This window comes from Bacillus sp. LQ16, assembly GCF_057784645.1.
Map to the genome: position 1 here is coordinate 1,116,024 of NZ_CM173491.1, position 20,221 is coordinate 1,136,244.

Genomic DNA, 20,221 nt, shown 5'->3' on the forward strand with positions numbered 1-20,221 from the left:
ATAAATATAAAAAAATAGGAGGGAACTATGCAAATGAAAAGTACTAAAAGGCATATTTCAATGGTTTCATTAGTTTTTCTAGTATTATTTTCAGTGCTGAATGTGTGGGCTCCAGTTATTCAAGCTGCTGTGATGAAAAGTCCAGTGGACGAAATTAATATTTCCCGTACTGATGGCACGACATCTGAACCGTATCAAGCCTCAGATGGTATGAAAGTAGAAGTGAAGTGGTCAGCTAAAGAAAAAATAAAAAGTGGAGATCAATTCACAATTGATATGCCAAAAGAGTTTCGAAAAGACCTTATGAATATGAGTTTTCCTTTAAAAGATGCTGAAGGAAAAACAGTTGGTACATGTGAGATGAAAAAGGGTCTATTAACGTGTACTATGGGTGATTACGTAGAAGGAAAGAATAACATTAAAGGTTCTTTATTCGTAGAATTCTACTTTGGTTTAGAAGCATATGATGGTGTTAAAGAAATTCCATTAGAATTTAACGTTGATGGTCAAATCGTTAATAAAGAAGTAAATGTAAGTAATACGACAGAGAGACCGAAGCCACAGCCCAATACAGATAATCTATTGAAATGGGGTTCTTATAATCAAGAAGATCCTTCGATTGCTGATTGGCTTGTATATGTAAATGCAACTGGAACAGAAATGCAAGATCTTAAATTAACAGATACATTAGGACCTGGACATGAGTTAATTACAGACAGCGTAGTATTAGAAGAGGCTGTATTTGAAGATGGTTATGCACCAACAAATATTAAGCCAGCAGATTTATCTAACATTAAAATTAATGCAACAAAGGCTGGATTTACAATTGAGTTTCCAGACAGTTCAAAAGGCTATATTTTAAGATATAAAACAAAGGTTACAAATCCTGCTGCGAAGCCTCATAAAAATACTGTGAAATTAGAAGGTAAAAATATTAAAACTGAAGAAAAAGTAGGACAAGTATTTGTAAGTGGTGGGGGAGGATCCGGTTCAGGTGACAATAATCCACCTAGCATTGAAAAAAATATAGTTGATGAGAATGGCAAGCTTGTAGAGAATGAGCAGTTAACAAAAATGGATCAAGTTATTCAATACCAAGTTGGTACACACATACCGAACGATCCTCCTAAATACACATCTATGGTAATTAGTGATGATTTAGAAGATGTTTTAGAAGTATTAGAGGCAAAAGTGTATGATCAAAATGGCCAAGATATTACTTCTAAAGGAACGTTAAATATAGATAAACAAAGAAGTGAAGTAACATTTACGTTTGGTGAGAGTTTTGACTATAAGTCGTATGAAGACCAGATAATTAATCTCAGTATCAAGGCGAAAATCAAAAATAATGCAGACTTATCTTCTTACGTAGATAAGAAGATTCCTAATAAAGCGGAATTACATTTTGATGATAAAACTTTAACATCAAAAGAAGTAACTATTACGCCGCCTGAAGCTCCAAAAGATGGTACAGTATCGCTTCATAAAATAGATTCTGAGAATCCGAACAAAGGGTTAAAAGCTGCCGAATTTGAAGTCCGAAATAGTGCAAATGAAGTTGTTGCAAAACTGAAAACGGACGAAAAAGGTTTTTCAGTACCTCAAACTTTAGCTCCTGGGACGTATAAAGTATATGAAACAGTAGCACCAGAAGGATATCAAAAATTAACAAGTCCAGTAGAGGTTACACTTCAAGCTGGAGAAACAAAAACAATTGAAATTAAAAATACTATGCAAAAGGGTCAAATTGAAGTAAAGAAAATTGATTCGGAAAATGGTGATAAACCATTAGCAAATGCAGAGTTTGATATAGTAAAAGACGGTGTAGTAGTCGAACATATTGTTACAGATAAAGATGGTAAGGCAATCTCTAAACCGTTAGCACCAGGAAAATATATTTTAAAAGAAACAAAAGCACCTGAAGGCTACCAATTAAAAGAAACAGAGTTCGAAGTAAATGTAACAGGGGACGGCATATTCCCAATACAAGTGGAAAATGCAATGGTAGACAAAGGTAATATAGAAATTACAAAAGTGGACAAAGAAAACGGGGCAGTATTAGCCGGTGTCGAATTTGAAGTCCAAGATGAGAAAGATGGCGTAGTAAGAAAAGTAGTAACAGATAAAGAAGGAAAAGCAAACGTTTCAGATCTATCAGTAGGAAAGTACAAATTAGTAGAGACGAAAAGCTTACCAGGTTACAAAAATCTAGCAGAACCAGTACTATTTGAAATTACAAAAGGTATGACAAAAGCTTTAGTAATAAAAGTAGAAAATGAGCAGTTAGACAAAGGCTCAGTAGAAATTACAAAAATAGATAAAGATAGTCAAAAAGTATTAGAAGGCGTAGTCTTCGAAGTGCAAGATGAGCAAGGCAAAGTAGTAACAGAAGTAAAAACAGATAAAGATGGTAAAGCAAAAATCTCAGATTTATCAGTAGGAAAGTACAAATTAGTAGAGACGAAAAGTTTACCTGGCTACAAAAAGCTAACAGAACCAGTATCATTCGAAATTACAAAAGGTATGACAACAGTCCTATCATTGAAAGTAGAAAATGAACAGTTAGATAAAGGTTCAGTAGAAATTACAAAAGTAGATAAAGACAACAAAAAAGCATTAAAAGGCGTAGTCTTTGAAGTGCAAGATGAAGCTGGAACAGTAGTAAAGGAAGTAAAAACAGATAAAGATGGTAAAGCAAAAATCTCAGATTTATCAGTAGGAAAGTACAAATTAGTAGAGAAAGAAAGTTTACCAGGCTATAAGAAACTAACAGATCCAGTATTATTTGAAATCAAAAAAGGCATGACTGAAGTTCTATCATTAAAAATAGAAAATGAAATGGTAGATACGGGAAATGTAGAGATAACAAAGATAGATAAAGATAATAAAGCACCGTTAGCGGGAGTAATATTCATCATCCAAGATGAAAAGGGTAATGAAGTTACAAAAGTAACGACAGATAAAGATGGAAAAGCAAATGTTTCAGATTTACCTGTAGGAAAGTATGAATTAGTAGAGGTAGAAAGTTTGCCTGGTTATAAAAAACTAGAAAAACCAGTATCATTTGAAATCAAAAAAGGCATGACCGAGGTTCTATCATTAAAAGTAGAAAATGAAATGGTGAATACAGGGAATGTAGAGATAACAAAAATAGATAAAGATAGTAAAGCTCCATTAGAAAATGTTGTATTTGAAGTACGTGATTCAAAAGGAAAAGTAGTTGCGAAAGTAACGACGGATAAAGAAGGAAAAGCAAAAATCTCAGATTTATCAGTAGGAAAGTACAAATTAGTAGAGACGAAAAGTTTACCTGGCTACAAAAAGCTAACAGAACCAGTATCATTCGAAATTACAAAAGGTATGACAACAGTCCTATCATTGAAAGTAGAAAATGAACAGTTAGATAAAGGTTCAGTAGAAATTACAAAAGTAGATAAAGACAACAAAAAAGCATTAAAAGGCGTAGTCTTTGAAGTGCAAGATGAAGCTGGAACAGTAGTAAAGGAAGTAAAAACAGATAAAGATGGTAAAGCAAAAATCTCAGATTTATCAGTAGGAAAGTACAAATTAGTAGAGAAAGAAAGTTTACCAGGCTATAAGAAACTAACAGATCCAGTATTATTTGAAATCAAAAAAGGCATGACTGAAGTTCTATCATTAAAAATAGAAAATGAAATGGTAGATACGGGAAATGTAGAGATAACAAAGATAGATAAAGATAATAAAGCACCGTTAGCGGGAGTAATATTCATCATCCAAGATGAAAAGGGTAATGAAGTTACAAAAGTAACGACAGATAAAGATGGAAAAGCAAATGTTTCAGATTTACCTGTAGGAAAGTATGAATTAGTAGAGGTAGAAAGTTTGCCTGGTTATAAAAAACTAGAAAAACCAGTATCATTTGAAATCAAAAAAGGCATGACCGAGGTTCTATCATTAAAAGTAGAAAATGAAATGGTGAATACAGGGAATGTAGAGATAACAAAAATAGATAAAGATAGTAAAGCTCCATTAGAAAATGTTGTATTTGAAGTACGTGATTCAAAAGGAAAAGTAGTTGCGAAAGTAACGACGGATAAAGAAGGAAAAGCAAACGTTTCAGATTTACCTATTGGGAAGTATGAGTTGGTGGAAGTAGAAACACCGGCAGGATACAAACCACTAGAAAAGCCAGTTTCATTCGAAATTGAAAAGGGTAGAGTAACAGCGCTAAAGCTAACAGTAGAAAATGAATTAGTGGATACAGGAAATGTAGAAATTACAAAAGTAGATAAAGAAAATAAAGATGCTTTAGCTGATGCAGTATTTGAGATTCAAGATGCAGCAGGACAAGTAGTCGCTAAAATAACGACAGATAAAAAAGGACAAGCACAAGTTACTAATTTATCAGTCGGCACATACAAGTTAGTAGAAGTAAAGGCACCAAAAGGGTATAAACAATTAGTAGATCCGATTACTTTCCAAATTGAAAAAGGCATGACAAAATCTCTTGCTTTAACAGTAGAAAACGAAATGTTAGACAAGGGAAATGTGGAAGTAACAAAAGTAGATAAAGATAGTCAAAAAGTATTAGAAGGCGTAGTCTTCGAAGTTCAAGACGACAAAGGCAAAGTAGTAACAGAAGTAACGACAGATAAAGATGGAAAAGCAAACGTTTCAGATCTATCAGTAGGAAAATACAAATTAGTAGAGACGAAGAGCTTACCAGGTTACAAGAAGTTAACGGAACCAGTATCATTCGAAATTAAAAAAGGTATGACGAAAGTTTTATCATTGAAAGTAGAGAACGAGCTGTTAGATAAAGGTTCAGTAGAGATTACAAAAGTAGACAAAGAAAGTGGCGCAGTATTAGCGGGCGTAACATTCGAAGTGCAAGATGAAAAAGATAAAGTAGTAACAAAAGTAACGACAGATAAAGAAGGAAAAGCAACAATTTCAGATTTATCAGTAGGAAAATATAAGCTAGTAGAGGTAGAGAGCTTACCAGGATATAAAAAACTAGCGAAACCAGTATCGTTTGAAATTAAAAAAGGCATGACAGAAGTCTTATCACTAAAAGTAGAGAATGAACAGTTAGATAAAGGTTCAGTAGAAATTACAAAAGTGGACAAAGACAGCCAGAAGGCATTAGAAGGCGTAACATTCGAAGTGCAAGATGAAAAAGGCAAAGTAGTAACGAAAGTAAAAACAGATAAAGAAGGAAAAGCGAAAATTTCAGATCTATCTGTAGGAAATTACAAACTAGTAGAAGTAGAAAGCTTACCAGGCTACAAAAAGCTAACAGAGCCAGTATCATTCGAAATTAAAAAGGGTATGACAGAAGTCTTATCATTAAAAGTAGAGAATGAACAGTTAGACAAAGGTTCAGTAGAAATTACAAAAGTAGATAAAGATAGCCAAAAAGTATTAGAAGGCGTAGTCTTCGAAGTTCAAGACGACAAAGGCAAAGTAGTAACAGAAGTAACGATAGATAAAGATGGAAAAGCAAACGTTTCAGATCTATCAGTAGGAAAATACAAATTAGTAGAGACGAAGAGCTTACCAGGTTACAAAAAGTTAACGGAACCAGTATCATTCGAAATCAAAAAAGGTATGACGAAAGTTTTATCATTGAAAGTAGAGAACGAGCTGTTAGATAAAGGTTCAGTAGAGATTACAAAAGTGGACAAAGAAAGTGGCGCAGTATTAGCGGGCGTAACATTCGAAGTGCAAGATGAAAAAGATAAAGTAGTAACAAAAGTAACGACAGATAAAGAAGGAAAAGCAAACGTTTCCGATTTATCAGTAGGGAAATATAAGCTAGTAGAGGTAGAAAGCTTACCAGGATATAAAAAATTAGCAAAACCAGTATCGTTTGAAATTAAAAAAGGCATGACAGAAGTCTTATCACTAAAAGTAGAGAATGAACAGTTAGATAAAGGTTCAGTAGAAATTACAAAAGTGGACAAAGACAGCCAGAAGGCATTAGAAGGCGTAACATTCGAAGTGCAAGATGAAAAAGGCAAAGTAGTAACGAAAGTAAAAACAGATAAAGAAGGAAAAGTAAAAATTTCAGATCTATCTGTAGGAAATTACAAACTAGTAGAAGTAGAAAGCTTACCAGGCTACAAAAAGCTAACAGAGCCAGTATCATTCGAAATTAAAAAGGGTATGACAGAAGTCTTATCATTAAAAGTAGAGAATGAACAGTTAGACAAAGGTTCAGTAGAAATCACAAAAGTAGATAAAGATAGTCAAAAAGTATTAGAAGGCGTAGTTTTCGAAGTACAAGACGAACAAGGTAAAGTAGTAACGGAAGTAACAACAGATAAAAATGGTAAAGCAAAAATCTCAGACTTATCTGTAGGAAAGTACAAATTAGTAGAGAAAGAAAGCTTACCAGGCTACAAAAAATTAACAGAGCCAGTATCATTCGAAATCAAAAAAGGCATGACAGAAGTTCTATCATTAAAAATAGAAAATGAAATGGTAGATACGGGGAATGTAGAAATTACAAAAATAGATAAAGATAATAAGGCACCTTTAGCAGATGTAGTCTTTGAAGTTCAAGACGACAAAGGCAAGGTGGTAACGAAAGTAACGACAGATAAAGCTGGAAAAGCAACAGTTGCAGATTTATCAGTAGGAAAGTACAAGTTAGTAGAAGTAGAGAGTTTACCAGGCTACAAAAAATTAGAAAAGCCTGTACCATTTGAAATTAAAAAAGGTATGACAAAATCTTTAACGTTCACTGTAGAAAATGAAATGGTAGATACGGGGAATGTAGAAATTACAAAAATAGATAAAGACAGTAAAGCACCATTAGAAAATGTTGTATTTGAAGTACGTGATTCAAAAGGAAAAGTAGTTGCAAAAGTAACAACGGATAAAGAAGGAAAAGCAAACGTTTCAGATTTATCTATTGGAAAGTATGAGTTAGTAGAAGTAGAAACACCGGCAGGATACAAACCACTAGAAAAGCCAGTTTCATTCGAAATTGAAAAAGGTAGAGTTACAGCATTACAATTGACTGTAGAAAATGAATTAGTGGATGTAGGAAATGTAGAAATTACAAAAGTAGACAAAGAAACGAAAGATGCTTTAGCTGATGCTGTATTTGAGATTCAAGATGAAGCAGGGCAAGTAGTTGCTAAAATAACGACAGATAAAAAAGGACAAGTACAAGTTAATAATTTATCAGTTGGAACATACAAGTTAGTAGAAGTAAAAGCACCAAAAGGATATAAGCAATTGGTAGATCCGATTACTTTCCAAATTGAAAAAGGCATGACAAAATCTCTTGCTTTAACAGTAGAAAATGAAATGTTAGACAAGGGAAATGTAGAAGTAACAAAAGTAGATAAAGATAGCCAAAAAGTATTAGAAGGCGTAGTCTTCGAAGTACAAGATGAGCAAGGCAAAGTAGTAACAGAAGTAACGACAGATAAAGAAGGAAAAGCAAACGTTTCAGATCTATCAGTAGGAAAATACAAATTAGTAGAGACGAAGAGCTTACCAGGTTACAAGAAGTTAACGGAACCAGTATCATTCGAAATTAAAAAAGGTATGACAAAAGTCTTATCATTGAAAGTAGAGAATGAAAAGTTAGACAAAGGTTCAGTGGAGATTACAAAAATGGCCGCTGAAAGCAAGGAAGTCTTATCAGGAGCTGTGTTTGAAGTCCATGATGACAAGGGAAAAGTAGTAGTGAAAGTAACAACAGATAAAGATGGAAAGGCAAAAATCGCAGATCTATCTGTAGGTAACTACACACTAGTAGAAGTAGAAGCACCAAAAGGATATGAAAAATTAACTAATCCAATTCCATTTGAAATTACAAATGGAATGATAAATGCAGTTCAATTAGAAGTATTAAACAAATTGAATCATTTAGCACCACCAGGTCCAGAAACACCAGATCCAGAAAAGCCTGGAACACCAGATCCGGAGAAACCTGGAACACCAGATCCAGAAAAACCTGGAACACCGAATCCAGAAAAGCCTGGAACACCGAATCCAGAAAAGCCTGGAACACCAAATCCAGAGAAACCTGGAACACCAAATCCAGAAAAGCCTGGAACACCAGATCCAGAGAAACCTGGAACACCAAATCCAGAAAAGCCTGAAAAAGAATTACCGAAGACAGGGCAGAAAATGCCTGTGGAACCATATATGGGAGCACTTCTTGTAATGATGAGTTTTGGGTTACTCGTATTAGGTAGAAAACAGCAGAGATAATAAAGGTGAAAAGGTATCCTCAAAGTATTTGAGGATACCTTTTTTATTTGACATAAAAAAGGTATTTAGCAAAAGAACTCGATACAAATAAAAACAAAAAGGAATACAAAGTTTACCCTATTTTCTTAATGTGGCTATATCAAAAAAGTTAGTTATATATATTTAATGTGAAAGTAAAAGATTAAAGGCCTTCTTAATGTTTGGATGAAAAAAGAGTTATCTTTGTAATTAATTTGAGTACTTTAGGAAAGAAGTCTATTTCCTAAAGTACTCAAAGGATGATAGTCCAATAGCAGGTGAGAGATGAAAATCGTTTTAGCACTGTAGTAGCACCTTAAAATGTAGATAGGGGAAAATAATGTAAAAAAAACTATTGTATGTTCAAAAACATTATGTTACATTTGTGTTACAGAAAGATTACTAACGATAACGTATGTTACAGTTTGTTTTCTTTTGTCTTTCGTTATGTTACAAAATGAGGTTCGTATCCGATCAATCGAGAATATGTAAAGTTAAAAAAATAGCAACCTAAAAATAGTTTTTCTATGTGTATAAGAGTGTGTGTAGTAAAGGGCCTGGTGAGATCTTTACGCACATTATTAAAAATCCTTTCTGTCTTAAAAGAAGAAGAAACCAACTATTTAGGGGTTTTAAGTAATGATAGTAAATGAAATGTACTTCCTTTCCCACACACAACGTAGTACATATTTACTTTCAGTCTAATTACTACACAGACTTTTATACATATGCTGTTATTGTTTTAGGGATATATAGGAGGAGAGAAAATGAAAAAGTTATTAATGGTAATTGGACTTACGTTTTTAATGTTAGCTGGATGTAGTAATGGTAATTTTGAAAAAGCAATGGATGAAGGAAAGACCGCGTTAACAAATAAAGAATATAAAAATGCCTTATCATCATTTGAACAAGCGCTAGATGAGAAAAAAGATGATTCAGATGCAAAAGTTCTAGTAGAACAAACGAAAGTAATGATTGAAGCTGTAAAGTTAAAAGAAGAAACAAAGATAGAAGAATCAATCAAGTCATTTGAAAAAGTAGAGAACATGAAGAATGGAAATACTACGCTTATAAAACAAGCAAAGGAAGAACGAACAGCATTACTAGCCATCTTAGAACAAAAAAAGAAGTATAGCGAGCAACTGACGAAAAGTGAAGAGTTAATAAGTAAGAAAAATTATGCAGAAGCAAAAGATATATTAAATAAGCTAGTTGCAGAAACAAAAGATAACAAGAAACTTGAAGAATATAATAAAAAAGCGGTAGGATTAGTTACTAAAATTAATGAAGAAGAAAAAAATGCAAAAAGTGAAGCACCAGCGAAGGCACAAAAAAACACTGCAGTAACGACTCAAAAGGTAGCAACAGAAAAGAATCAAAAAGCAGAGACAGAAAAAAATCAAAAGGTAGCGACTGAAAAGAATCAAAAAGCAGAGACAGAAAAAAATCAAAAGGTAGCGACTGAAAAGAACCAAAAAACTGAGACAGAAAAGAATCAGAAGGTAGAGGCAGAAAAAAATCAAAATGCATTTACTTTTGAGAAAGCTAAAGAATATATTAAAAATGAATATAAAGAAGACTATGATTACACGCTAGAGAATACGCAAGTAGAGAATGGAAAGAAATATTATCAAATTAGAGTGCGTACGACATATAAAATAGAAGGCGCAGCTGGACCAGGATTTACTGGAGTATTCAAAGTATTCGAAGATGGTACAATTATTGAACTGCACTAAATTGATGGAAAAGGTATCCTCAAAGTATTTGAGGATACCTTTTTTAGCATAAAAAAAAGCATCTAGCAAAAGTACTAGATGCAAATAAAAACACAAGGGAAGACAAAATTCTTCCCTTTTCCCGTATGTAATTATATCAAAAATTTTATAAAAAACTAGCTATATTTAAAATATAATTTTTAAAAAAGTTATATACATAAGTAATTGTAATACTCGCAGTTTTATCTTTCTGAAAAATCCATTTCTTTAATTTTGAATATTAAGACTAATGTTGATAAATATTCAGATAATTAGAAAAAATATCCAAAAGGATATATAATATTGCTTAAGAGATAGTGTTAATGGATTACATATATTTCATTTGGTGTATTAATTGAATATCATAATTTTTAATTTTATTAAGCAAGAATCTCGGTTACTTATTGCATTTCTAACATAGGGTGAGATAGAAAAATACAATAGTGTGGAGGTTTTTATAATGACGTTTGTTCTTAGTAAAATGAGTGGATTTAGCATAGAAGAAAAGGTACATGAATTTGAATCTAAAGGATTCCTTGAAATCTCAAATGAAATCTTTTTACAAGAGGAAGAGAATCATCGCTTATTAACACAAGCACAGTTAGATTATTATAATTTGGAAGATGATGCGTACGGTGAATGCCGTGCTAGATCTTATTCAAGGTATATAAAGTATGTTGATTCACCAGATTATATTTTAGATAATAGTAATGATTACTTCCAATCTAAAGAATATAACTATGATGATGGCGGGAAAGTTAGACAGTTTAATAGCATAAATGATAGCTTTTTATGTAATCCTTTAATTCAAAATATGGTGCGTTTCGATACTGAATTTGCATTTAAAACAAATATAATAGATACAAGTAAAGACTTAATTATAGGTTTACATCAAGTAAGATATAAAGCTACTAAAGAAAGACCATCTTTTAGTTCACCTATTTGGTTACATAAAGATGATGAACCAGTAGTGTTTTTACACCTTATGAATTTAAGTAATACAGCTATTGGTGGAGATAATTTAATAGCTAATTCTCCTCGGGAAATTAATCAGTTTATAAGTTTGAAGGAGCCGTTAGAAACTTTAGTATTTGGACAAAAGGTCTTCCATGCCGTAACGCCACTTGGAACAGAATGTAGTACGGAGGCTTTTCGTGATATTTTATTAGTAACATTTTCTTATAAGGAGACAAAATGAGAGAGAATAAAATAATTATGATTTCTGGAGCCAATAGCGGTATAGGTCATGCTTGTATAAAATACTTTTTAGAAAAATCATTTCATGTAATAGCTCTTGATATTAATAATAATAACTTAATAGATTATATGAAAACAGATATGCCTTTGAAAGTAGTGCAAATTGATTTAAGTAATAGCGAAGCGATTCATAATCTTTTTACTCAATTAGATTTAGAAAAGCTTTCTCCTGATATATTAATAAATGCAGCTGGTATTCGAGAGATAACACCTGTTTTACATTTATCCGATGATATGTTTAAAAAAGTAATTGATGTAAATTTAGTAGCCCCATTTATCCTTTCTAGGGAAGTAGCTAAGCGATGGTGTGAATCGAAAATAAAAGGTTGTATTGTGAATATAGCATCGGTTTCTGGATTAATGGCTGAACCAGAGCGAGCTGCTTATGTGGCATCAAAGCATGCCTTAATCGGATTGACTAAACAGATGGCTATGGAATTTGGGAAGCAAAATATAAGAGTAAATAGCATTTCTCCCGGTGTTATTAGAACTGAACTTACAGAAGAATACTTTAGTAATAAAGCCTTGATGTCTATGATAAAAAGTAATCAATCTTTAGATACTTGGGGATTGCCGCAGGATATTGTTTCATGTATTGAGTACTTGATTTCTGATCAGGCCCGCTTTATTACTGGTTCTAATTTTGTAATTGATGGTGGTTGGACTGCAGGGAAAAATTTGTAATTGAGTGTTTTTGAGGAAAAGCACCTGTCCTTTTTTAGGCTGGTGTTTTTCTCACTATAAACCGAGTTTTTATTGGAGGGGGATTAATTTGCTTCAAAAAAGTTTTAAGCAAGAGAAAACGGTACCGGCCTTAAAGATGATAGCATCAATGGTTATCTTTGGATCAGTTGGATTTTTTTCTGTTCAAACAAACTTACCTTCGTTTGAATTAGTGTTTGTAAGGTGTATTTTTGCGACAATATTTTTAAGTGTATGTTGGTTGCTTACAGGGCAATATAAACAAGATAAATGGGAACGAAAAGAAGTTATTCAAGTTTTAATATGTGGTTTTTTCTTAGTATTTAATTGGGTTTTCTTATTTAAAGCCTTTGAAAATATGTCAGTTACAATTGCTATCTCAGTTTATCATCTTGCACCAGTAATTGTACTGTTAATTGGAAGTATCGTCTTTAAAGAAAAATTAACATTAATATCTATCATTTCAATAATTGTGTGTTTTGTGGGAGCTTTATTAATTGCTGGTATCGATGGAAGCTTCTCTTTCGGTTCATTAATGTCTTCAGGTATGATATGGGGATTTCTTGCAGCTCTCTTTTATGCATTTACAACTTTATTTGGTAAAGGGATTAACAAAATGAGTGCGTATGCAATGACATTTTTACAAACATTCTTGGGGATATTTCTTTTAATACCATTTATAGATTTAGATGCTTTTAGTGGCCTCACTCAAAGTAATTGGACATATATTATAGCTACTGGTTTTATTCACACAGGGATAGTGTATTATCTGTTTTTTGATAGTTTACGCCATTTATCTACAAAAACAATCTCAATATTAGTTTTTTTAGATCCGGCAGTGGCAATATTATTAGATACTGTACTTACTGGATTCCGTCCAACTTTAATGCAAATAACAGGAATTCTTTTTATTTTTATTGGCATGACTTTAACATTAAAAAAATCTAAAGATAAAAAAATGAGCCAAAAAGAAAAGCGAATTGAAAGCGATGCTAGTATATCTCAACAATAATGAAATATATTGTGTATAAAACGATAAACCTTGCATGAATCATGCAGGGTTTATTTGGTTCAATATAATTCATATTTATAATATGTAATTTTAAAAACTGAGGTATGTTTTTTAATATGCTTTTGATTCAACTATTTTTATTTGACTATAAATTTACAAAATTGTATATAAAACCTTGTTTTTTGATAATATATAAGTAATAAATTCATAGAATTGGAGTGATGAGATGCAGCCGTTAGAAAGGGAGATTCATTCTAATATGCTGAAAGTGTGGAGGATTCACGCTTTAATTGGGGCGGCAGTTATACTAACAGTCGTAATTGCGTATTTCTTTTTTATGATTAACTTTAACTGGTGGGGCTGGTTGTTTGGACTTTTAGTAACAGGATCCATTATATTTATTCCACTTGATTATTTTGTGTTTCCAAATTTACGTCAGCGCTATTATAGTTACAGATTAAATGAAGAAGAGATTGAGATTCAAAAGGGAATGTTCGTTGTAAAACGCGTACTTATTCCGATGATCCGTGTGCAGCACGTAACGATTGAGCAAGGTCCGATTATGAGAAAGTATAATTTAGCAGAATTACACATTTCAACAGCCGCAACGTCTCATAGTATTCCAGGTTTAACGAAAGAAGAAGCAGAACAGCTGAAAAGACAAATTGGAGAACTTGCGAAAGTGAGTGATGAGGATGTATAAGAGGCAACATCCGATCACGATATTGTTAGGTATTAGGGTTGCGAGTTTGTTGCCTTTTATTTTGCTTGTTCTATTTCGCTCAGATGGTGAAGTGGAACCTTGGTATTTATTTCATCTTGTTCTCTTGGCCTTATTATTTATTATGGCTATTTTCTCAGCTATAAAATGGTATTTCAAGGTGTATTGGGTTGAAAATAATATTTTACATATAAAGCATGGTGTGTTTGTTAAGAAAGAAAGCTACTTAAATAAAGAACGTGTGCAAAATGTTAGTACATCTTCTAACATCATTTATCAAATACTTGGACTTACAAAATTAAATATAGAAGTTGCAGGCGGCGGTAGTGAGCCAGAAGTGATGTTAGCTGGTATTAAAGAAGATGAAGCGAAGGGACTAATTGCTTTATTACATAGAGAAAGAAGCGTTGTGGCTGAAGAGGTGCCTGCGGGAGAAGGTAGTAAGACAGTTTATCAGTTAACAGCGAAAGAAATTTTATTCGCATCTATTACATCTGGTAGATTTGGATTAGTGTTTTCTATGTTAGTAATCCTTTACACAGAGTTTAATCAATTTCTACCAGAATGGCTCATCAATAAAGTGGAAGCGTATGTGATGGATAACGGTGTATATGAATTAATCGTTATGGCCGCAATTTTAATGGCAATTTCTTGGATTATTTCAACAGCGGGCTATGCGTTAAAATATGCAAACTTTAAAATTGAGCGAAACGGAAATGAAATTCGAATCGTACAAGGGTTATTTGATAAGAAAGAGTTTGTGTTAAAATTACACCGCATTCAAGCAATTACTGTGAAAGAAGGAATACTTCGCCAGCCTATCGGGTATTGTTCTGTCGAAGTAGAAGTCATTCAAAGTATAGAATCCGCTGGGAATGAAGTGATGCTACATCCTTTTATGAAGAAAAAAAATGTGCAGCAGTTACTCGCATATTTACAGTTGCCGTATGAAATGGAGGAGGAAATCGTTCATTTACCGAAAGCGGCATTGCGCCGTTACATCATCATGGGCTGGATTACAAGTGCTGTGCTCGCTGTGCCAATTGCCGGTGCAAGTATATATTTTAAACAGTATATTGCATTGTTCACTCTTATCCCGCTATGTATCGCATTTACAATACTCGCATACGCTCGTTATACTAGCAGCGGTTATATGATGAAAGAAAACCAATTAACAATGGTATACAGAGGTCTTGCGAAATATACAGGAATCATGCGTAGAAGACATGTTCAAGCAGTGGGGTACAATCAATCGTATTTTCAAAAGAAAGACGAGTTATGTACAGCTGTCGTATCGGTAGCGGGGCATCGTTATAAAGTGAAGCACATGCGAAAAGAGGACACACTTCGTATATATAATTGGTACAAAGAAAAAGGAAACACCGGTGTGTAATGGTGTTTCCTTTTTCTTATTAAATGGATATCTTTAGTCGAATCGTTGATATATTTCAAGATGTGATAGATATATTCGAAAAATCGTTGATATATTTCAAGATGTGATAGATATATTCGAAAAATCGTTGATATATTTCAAGATGTGATAGATATATTCGAAAAATCGTTAATATAATTTCACGTACTGCTAGTGTTGTATTACTTTTTAATTAAACTAACACATCAAAAGTAGTCACAAAAGAAGGACGAGAGAAAATACTCTTTTGCTGTTCCGCATGTGGATGCGCTGGAGCTTGTCCTTCTGCTTGTGTGGGACGTTTTTTATGAGCATTTTCGAATGAACGTGATTCTGTCCAGTCTTTAAAGTTTTGCTCTGTTTCCCACATCGTTAAGATGACATATGTATCGTTACTTAATGGGCGTAAAACACGGATCGCTTGGAATCCTGGTTCGTTTTCAATAAGGCCTGCGCGGTTTTTAAAGCGGTTTTCAAATACTGGGCGACCTTCGTCTGTGACAGAAATGTTGTTACAAACGATATAGCCAGATTGTCCTTTAAATTCACCGACAGCATCTAGTACGTCATACTGAAGTGAGCCTTCTACAGATTCTTCTGTATTTTCTTTATAAAACATATTTTTCTCATCATTTTTTGCAGTGAAATGTGATTGTTCTAGAGGTGTTTCGTATGAAATAATCGCCTTCATTTTAATGCCCCCTTAATAGTTTGTTTCTATTATATCAACTCTCTTAAAAAACTTCGAAGATTATATACATAAAGATACTTCTTTTTCAAATAATAAATGTACCATCATTTGGAAAGAAGGACGATGTATGAAGAAAGTAAAGTGGACTTTATTAGGCGGCGTCGCAACGTTTGTAGTAGCAATTGTACTCTATAAACTTATCGTGTTAGCTGGTGGCTATATGATGGATGAAAAGCAGCTCGTTTTCCACTCTTCATCACGTATTGTTGACCAGAAAGGAAAAGAAATTACGAAATTATACGTAGAAAATAGGGAACTCGTACCAGTCGAGCAAATTCCGAAGTATGTGCAGCAAGCGTTTGTTGCGGTGGAAGATTCCCGTTTTTATGAGCATCAAGGAATTGATTATCCGTCTATATTCCGGGCTCTTTATAAAGATACGTTAGCTGGAGAAAAGGTAGAGGGCGGTAGTACCATTACGCAGCAACTCGCTAAAAATGTCTTTTTAACTCGTGAAAAAACATTTACGCGCAAATTGAAGGAAGTCGCAATTTCTCTTCAATTAGAGCAAAAATATACGAAGCAACAAATTCTTGAAATGTATATGAATCATATTTATTTTGGTCATGGGGCTTACGGTATTCAAGCGGCAGCAAAGTTGTATTTTAATAAAAATGTTGAGGATTTAACAGTAGAGGAAGGGGCAATGCTTGCAGGCCTTCCGAAGTCACCAAACGGATATTCACCGTACTACTCTGCAGAGAAGAGTAAGGAACGCCGCGATCTAGTGTTGTCACTTATGCATAAACAAGGCTATTTGACTGCAGAAGAAAGCGTTCGTTATCAAGGGAAGACAATTGCTCTATATAAAAATTTAGATGAGAATGAGCTTGCATATATGCCGTATATTGATATGGTCATAGATGAAGCCGCCCGTTTATACGGATTGTCTCATCAAGAAGTACTCCGAGGGGGATATACGTTTGTCGTACCAATGGATGAAAAAATTCAAAAGGTAGCGTATAACCAGTTTCAAGATGCAAGGAATTTTCCTGGGAAAGAAGAGGGGGCTCAAGGTGCATTTTTATTAATGGATAATCGTACGGGAGGGATTAAAGCGGCGATTGGGGGAAGAAAGTACGTCCCGAGAGGATTTAATCGTGTTTTTGCCAAAAGGCAGCCGGGATCTGTTTTAAAACCACTTATCGTTTATGCACCAGCACTAGAAACGAAAAAGTATAATCCGTATTCTTTATTAACAAATGAAAGAAATTCTTTTGAAGGGTATGAACCTCGAAATTATAATCATGAGTATTCAAAAGAAATGACGATGTATGATGCGATTTTAGAGTCGGCAAACGTACCAGCAGTTTCTTTATTAAATGAGTTAGGGGTAGAAGAAGGAAAGCAGTATTTAGAAAAAGGAAATGTCTATATTGCAGATGCTGGTTTAAGTACAGCGCTTGGCGGATTGAAAAATGGCGTTTCAACATTTGATCTTGTAAAAATGTATCGTTCATTTTTAGCAAATGGAAATATTATCGAGCCACACGTTATTGATAAAGTATTAAATAGACACGGTGCAGTCATTGGGGAATCTCCAAAAGTAGAGACGAAAATCTTCTCGAAGCAGACAGCATGGTATATGACGAAAATGTTAGAAGGGGTTGTGAAGGAAGGAACAGCGAGAGTTGGTGTATATAACGGTGCGTTAGCTGGGAAAACAGGTACAACTTCATTGCCAAATGACGATAAGGGAGCAAGAGATATGTGGTTCGTCGGCTATACACCGAACTTAGTAGGCGCTGTTTGGATTGGTTATGACCGTACGGATAAGGAGCATCAGTTGCAAGGAGAAAGTGCATCTGCGACAAAATTATTTAAGAAAATTTTAACGAAGGCTAATGTAGAACATAAAGAGAAGTTTATGAAGCCTGAAGGTGTGGAAACAATCGGTGCTCCGATTCGGCTGCGAAGAATTGAAGATGTAAAAATGAAACTATCATTTAGTCCTTTCGGTTTATTTAAAGCAAAATTAAGCTGGACGCCACTTCCAGATAACAGAATTATGTACCGAATCTATAGAGTGGAGAATGGAATTCATACGCATGTTAGCACTGTAAACGGTGCTGGAGAATATGAGGAAAAGTTCGTTAACATATTTTCAAAACCGAGCTTTTACGTTGTACCATATAATACACAAACGAATCGCGAAGGAGAAAAGTCAAAAGTAGCTAAACCATAGTTTTTCTCTGTGTTATAATAAGAATGTTGTGAAAATAGTAAGCGTTTTTAAGAGTGTTTGTGTCAATTTAATGAACAACGTACATAATATTATGCATTTTGTTTTTACAAGCTGTATAGTAAAAAAAGATAAATATCGAACGTATTCGAAGCATTGGTAAGGAAGGGAGCAACGGTCTTGGTAAGAACTATAAATGAGACATTTTTAAAAGCATGTAGGGGGGAACGTACCGATTATGTACCAGCATGGTATATGCGTCAAGCAGGTCGTTCACAGCCGGAATATAGAAAGATTAAAGAAAAGTATTCTTTATTTGAAATTACACACAATCCAGAGTTATGTGCTTACGTTACAAAATTGCCGGTTGATCAATATAACGTAGACGCAGCAATTCTTTATAAAGATATTATGTCACCACTACCTGCAATTGGTGTGGACGTAGAAATTAAATCAGGTATTGGCCCAGTTATCGATAATCCAATCCGTTCTTTACAAGACGTAGAAAAACTAGGGGAAATCAATCCAGAAGATGACGTACCGTACATACTAGATACAATTCGTTTATTAACGACAGAAATGTTAGACGTACCGTTAATCGGTTTTTCAGGAGCTCCATTTACATTAGCGAGCTATATGATTGAAGGCGGTCCATCTCGTAACTACCATAATACGAAAGCGTTCATGTATGCAGAGCCAAAAGCTTGGTTCGCTTTAATGGATAAACTAGCAGATATGGTTATTACATATTTAAAAGCGCAAATTAAAGCAGGAGCAAAAGCAGTTCAAATTTTCGATTCTTGGGTTGGAACAGTAAATGTAGCAGATTATCGCGTATTTATTAAACCAGCAATGGAGCGTATTTTTGCAGAAGTTCGTAAGATGGGTGTACCGATGATTATGCACGGCGTAGGAGCTGCACACTTAGTGAATGAGTGGCACGACTTACCGCTTGATGTAGTCGGCTTAGACTGGCGCTTACCGATTGAAGAAGCACGTGCACGTGGCGTTCATAAGGCGGTACAAGGTAATATGGACCCTTCATTCTTACTTGCACCATGGTCTGTTATTGAAGAACATGTAAAAGGTATTTTAGATCAAGGGATGAAACAGCCGGGTTATATCTTTAACTTAGGTCACGGTGTATTTCCAGAAGTAAATCCGGATACATTAAAACGTTTAACTACATTTATTCATGAATACTCTAAAGGGCAGTTAGCGAAGTAAAGGAGAATTGCTGTATGAAAAAGAAAATTGGTTTGCTTGTAATGGCATACGGAACGCCATATAAAGAAGAAGATATTGAACGTTACTATACACATATTCGCAGAGGAAGAAAGCCAAGTCCTGAAATGCTGGAAGATTTAACAGAGCGTTACCGTGCAATTGGTGGTATTTCTCCTTTAGCTACTATTACATTAGAGCAAGCTAAGAAGTTAGAGAAGCGTTTAAATGAAGTACAAGATGAAGTAGAGTACCATATGTATCTTGGCTTAAAACATATTGAACCGTTTATTGAAGATGCGGTGAAAGATATGCATAACGACGGAATACAAGATGCAATCGCACTTGTTCTTGCACCTCACTATTCTACGTTTAGCGTGAAATCATACGTTGGACGAGCACAAGAAGAAGCTGAGAAACTTGGAAACTTAACAATTCATGGCATTGATAGCTGGTATAAAGAGCCGAAATTCATCCAGTACTGGGTCGATGCAGTGAAGGGTATATATAACGGTATGTCAGATGCAGAGCGTGAAAAAGCAGTATTAATCGTATCTGCACATAGCTTACCAGAGAAAATTATTGCAATGGGCGATCCATATCCAGATCAATTAAATGAAACAGCGGACTATATCGCGCGCGGAGCTGAAGTAGCAAACTATGCAGTAGGCTGGCAAAGTGCAGGAAACACACCAGATCCTTGGATTGGTCCAGATGTACAAGATTTAACGAGAGAACTAAATGAAAAGCACGGTTATACTTCATTCGTATATGCACCAGTTGGATTTGTTGCGGAACATTTAGAAGTTTTATATGACAACGACTTTGAGTGTAAAGTTGTAACGGATGAAATTGGTGCGAAATATTATCGTCCAGAAATGCCAAATGCATCGGACGCATTTATTGACTCTTTAACAGATGTTGTATTAAAGAAAAAAGAATCTGTACTGTAAGAAGAAAGGGGGAGCCTGC

11 protein-coding genes are annotated in these 20,221 nt (G+C 34.2%); 10 read left to right on the forward strand and 1 reads right to left on the reverse strand.

Annotation, left to right across the window (positions count from 1 at the left end; all coding sequences use genetic code 11):
* Positions 1 to 27 precede the first annotated feature (27 nt).
* From AC3EMB_RS05680 to AC3EMB_RS05710, 7 genes are all read left to right on the forward strand, one after another.
* On the forward strand, positions 28 to 8,217 hold the full coding sequence (locus AC3EMB_RS05680; protein WP_488517570.1) for a SpaA isopeptide-forming pilin-related protein: 8,190 nt from the start codon (positions 28 to 30) through the stop codon (positions 8,215 to 8,217).
* A 785-nt stretch (positions 8,218 to 9,002) separates the two neighbouring features.
* A complete protein-coding gene (locus AC3EMB_RS05685) occupies positions 9,003 to 9,971 on the forward strand; it encodes a hypothetical protein (protein WP_144465817.1) in 969 nt (322 codons plus the stop codon).
* Between the two features lie 478 nt (positions 9,972 to 10,449).
* Positions 10,450 to 11,187 carry a 2OG-Fe dioxygenase family protein gene (locus tag AC3EMB_RS05690; RefSeq protein WP_023521378.1) on the forward strand — a complete coding sequence of 246 codons (738 nt, stop codon included), beginning with the start codon at positions 10,450 to 10,452 and terminating at the stop codon, positions 11,185 to 11,187.
* On the forward strand, positions 11,184 to 11,930 hold the full coding sequence (locus AC3EMB_RS05695; RefSeq protein WP_001208940.1) for an SDR family NAD(P)-dependent oxidoreductase: 747 nt from the start codon (positions 11,184 to 11,186) through the stop codon (positions 11,928 to 11,930). Before AC3EMB_RS05690 ends, AC3EMB_RS05695 begins: the two co-directional genes overlap by 4 nt.
* An 88-nt stretch (positions 11,931 to 12,018) precedes the next feature.
* A complete protein-coding gene (locus AC3EMB_RS05700; RefSeq protein ID WP_488517571.1) occupies positions 12,019 to 12,960 on the forward strand; it encodes a DMT family transporter in 942 nt (313 codons plus the stop codon).
* Between the two features lie 226 nt (positions 12,961 to 13,186).
* Complete coding sequence (locus AC3EMB_RS05705) at positions 13,187 to 13,663, forward strand: PH domain-containing protein (protein WP_488517572.1); 477 nt, start codon at positions 13,187 to 13,189, stop codon at positions 13,661 to 13,663.
* Positions 13,656 to 15,074: a PH domain-containing protein gene (locus AC3EMB_RS05710; protein WP_488517573.1), complete on the forward strand. Its 1,419-nt coding sequence runs from the start codon at positions 13,656 to 13,658 to the stop codon at positions 15,072 to 15,074. The genes AC3EMB_RS05705 and AC3EMB_RS05710 overlap by 8 nt, the downstream gene beginning before the upstream one ends.
* 211 nt (positions 15,075 to 15,285) lie before the next feature.
* Here AC3EMB_RS05710 and hmoB read toward each other — a convergent pair whose 3' ends face one another.
* On the reverse strand, positions 15,286 to 15,783 hold the full coding sequence (gene hmoB / locus AC3EMB_RS05715) for a heme-degrading monooxygenase HmoB (RefSeq protein ID WP_000644097.1): 498 nt from the start codon (positions 15,781 to 15,783) through the stop codon (positions 15,286 to 15,288).
* A gap of 127 nt (positions 15,784 to 15,910) precedes the next feature.
* On the opposite strand from hmoB, the gene AC3EMB_RS05720 reads away from it, so the two are divergent.
* From AC3EMB_RS05720 to hemH, 3 genes are all read left to right on the forward strand, one after another.
* A complete protein-coding gene (locus AC3EMB_RS05720; protein ID WP_144465814.1) occupies positions 15,911 to 18,028 on the forward strand; it encodes a transglycosylase domain-containing protein in 2,118 nt (705 codons plus the stop codon).
* A gap of 177 nt (positions 18,029 to 18,205) precedes the next feature.
* Entirely contained in the window at positions 18,206 to 19,252 is a 1,047-nt protein-coding gene (gene hemE / locus AC3EMB_RS05725) for a uroporphyrinogen decarboxylase (protein ID WP_065482486.1), read from the forward strand.
* 14 nt (positions 19,253 to 19,266) lie between these two features.
* Positions 19,267 to 20,202 carry a ferrochelatase gene (gene hemH / locus AC3EMB_RS05730; protein ID WP_182812439.1) on the forward strand — a complete coding sequence of 312 codons (936 nt, stop codon included), beginning with the start codon at positions 19,267 to 19,269 and terminating at the stop codon, positions 20,200 to 20,202.
* Positions 20,203 to 20,221: the final 19 nt, after the last annotated feature.

Bases quoted from the DNA above. Each gene is read 5' to 3' on its own strand.
- AC3EMB_RS05680 (WP_488517570.1), top strand. From the start codon at position 28: ATGCAAATGAAAAGTACTAAAAGGCATATTTCAATGGTTTCATTAGTT.
- AC3EMB_RS05685 (WP_144465817.1), top strand. From the start codon at position 9,003: ATGAAAAAGTTATTAATGGTAATTGGACTTACGTTTTTAATGTTAGCT.
- AC3EMB_RS05690 (WP_023521378.1), top strand. From the start codon at position 10,450: ATGACGTTTGTTCTTAGTAAAATGAGTGGATTTAGCATAGAAGAAAAG.
- AC3EMB_RS05695 (WP_001208940.1), top strand. From the start codon at position 11,184: ATGAGAGAGAATAAAATAATTATGATTTCTGGAGCCAATAGCGGTATA.
- AC3EMB_RS05705 (WP_488517572.1), top strand. From the start codon at position 13,187: ATGCAGCCGTTAGAAAGGGAGATTCATTCTAATATGCTGAAAGTGTGG.
- AC3EMB_RS05710 (WP_488517573.1), top strand. From the start codon at position 13,656: ATGTATAAGAGGCAACATCCGATCACGATATTGTTAGGTATTAGGGTT.
- hmoB (WP_000644097.1), bottom strand. From the start codon at position 15,783: ATGAAGGCGATTATTTCATACGAAACACCTCTAGAACAATCACATTTC.
- AC3EMB_RS05720 (WP_144465814.1), top strand. From the start codon at position 15,911: ATGAAGAAAGTAAAGTGGACTTTATTAGGCGGCGTCGCAACGTTTGTA.
- hemH (WP_182812439.1), top strand. From the start codon at position 19,267: ATGAAAAAGAAAATTGGTTTGCTTGTAATGGCATACGGAACGCCATAT.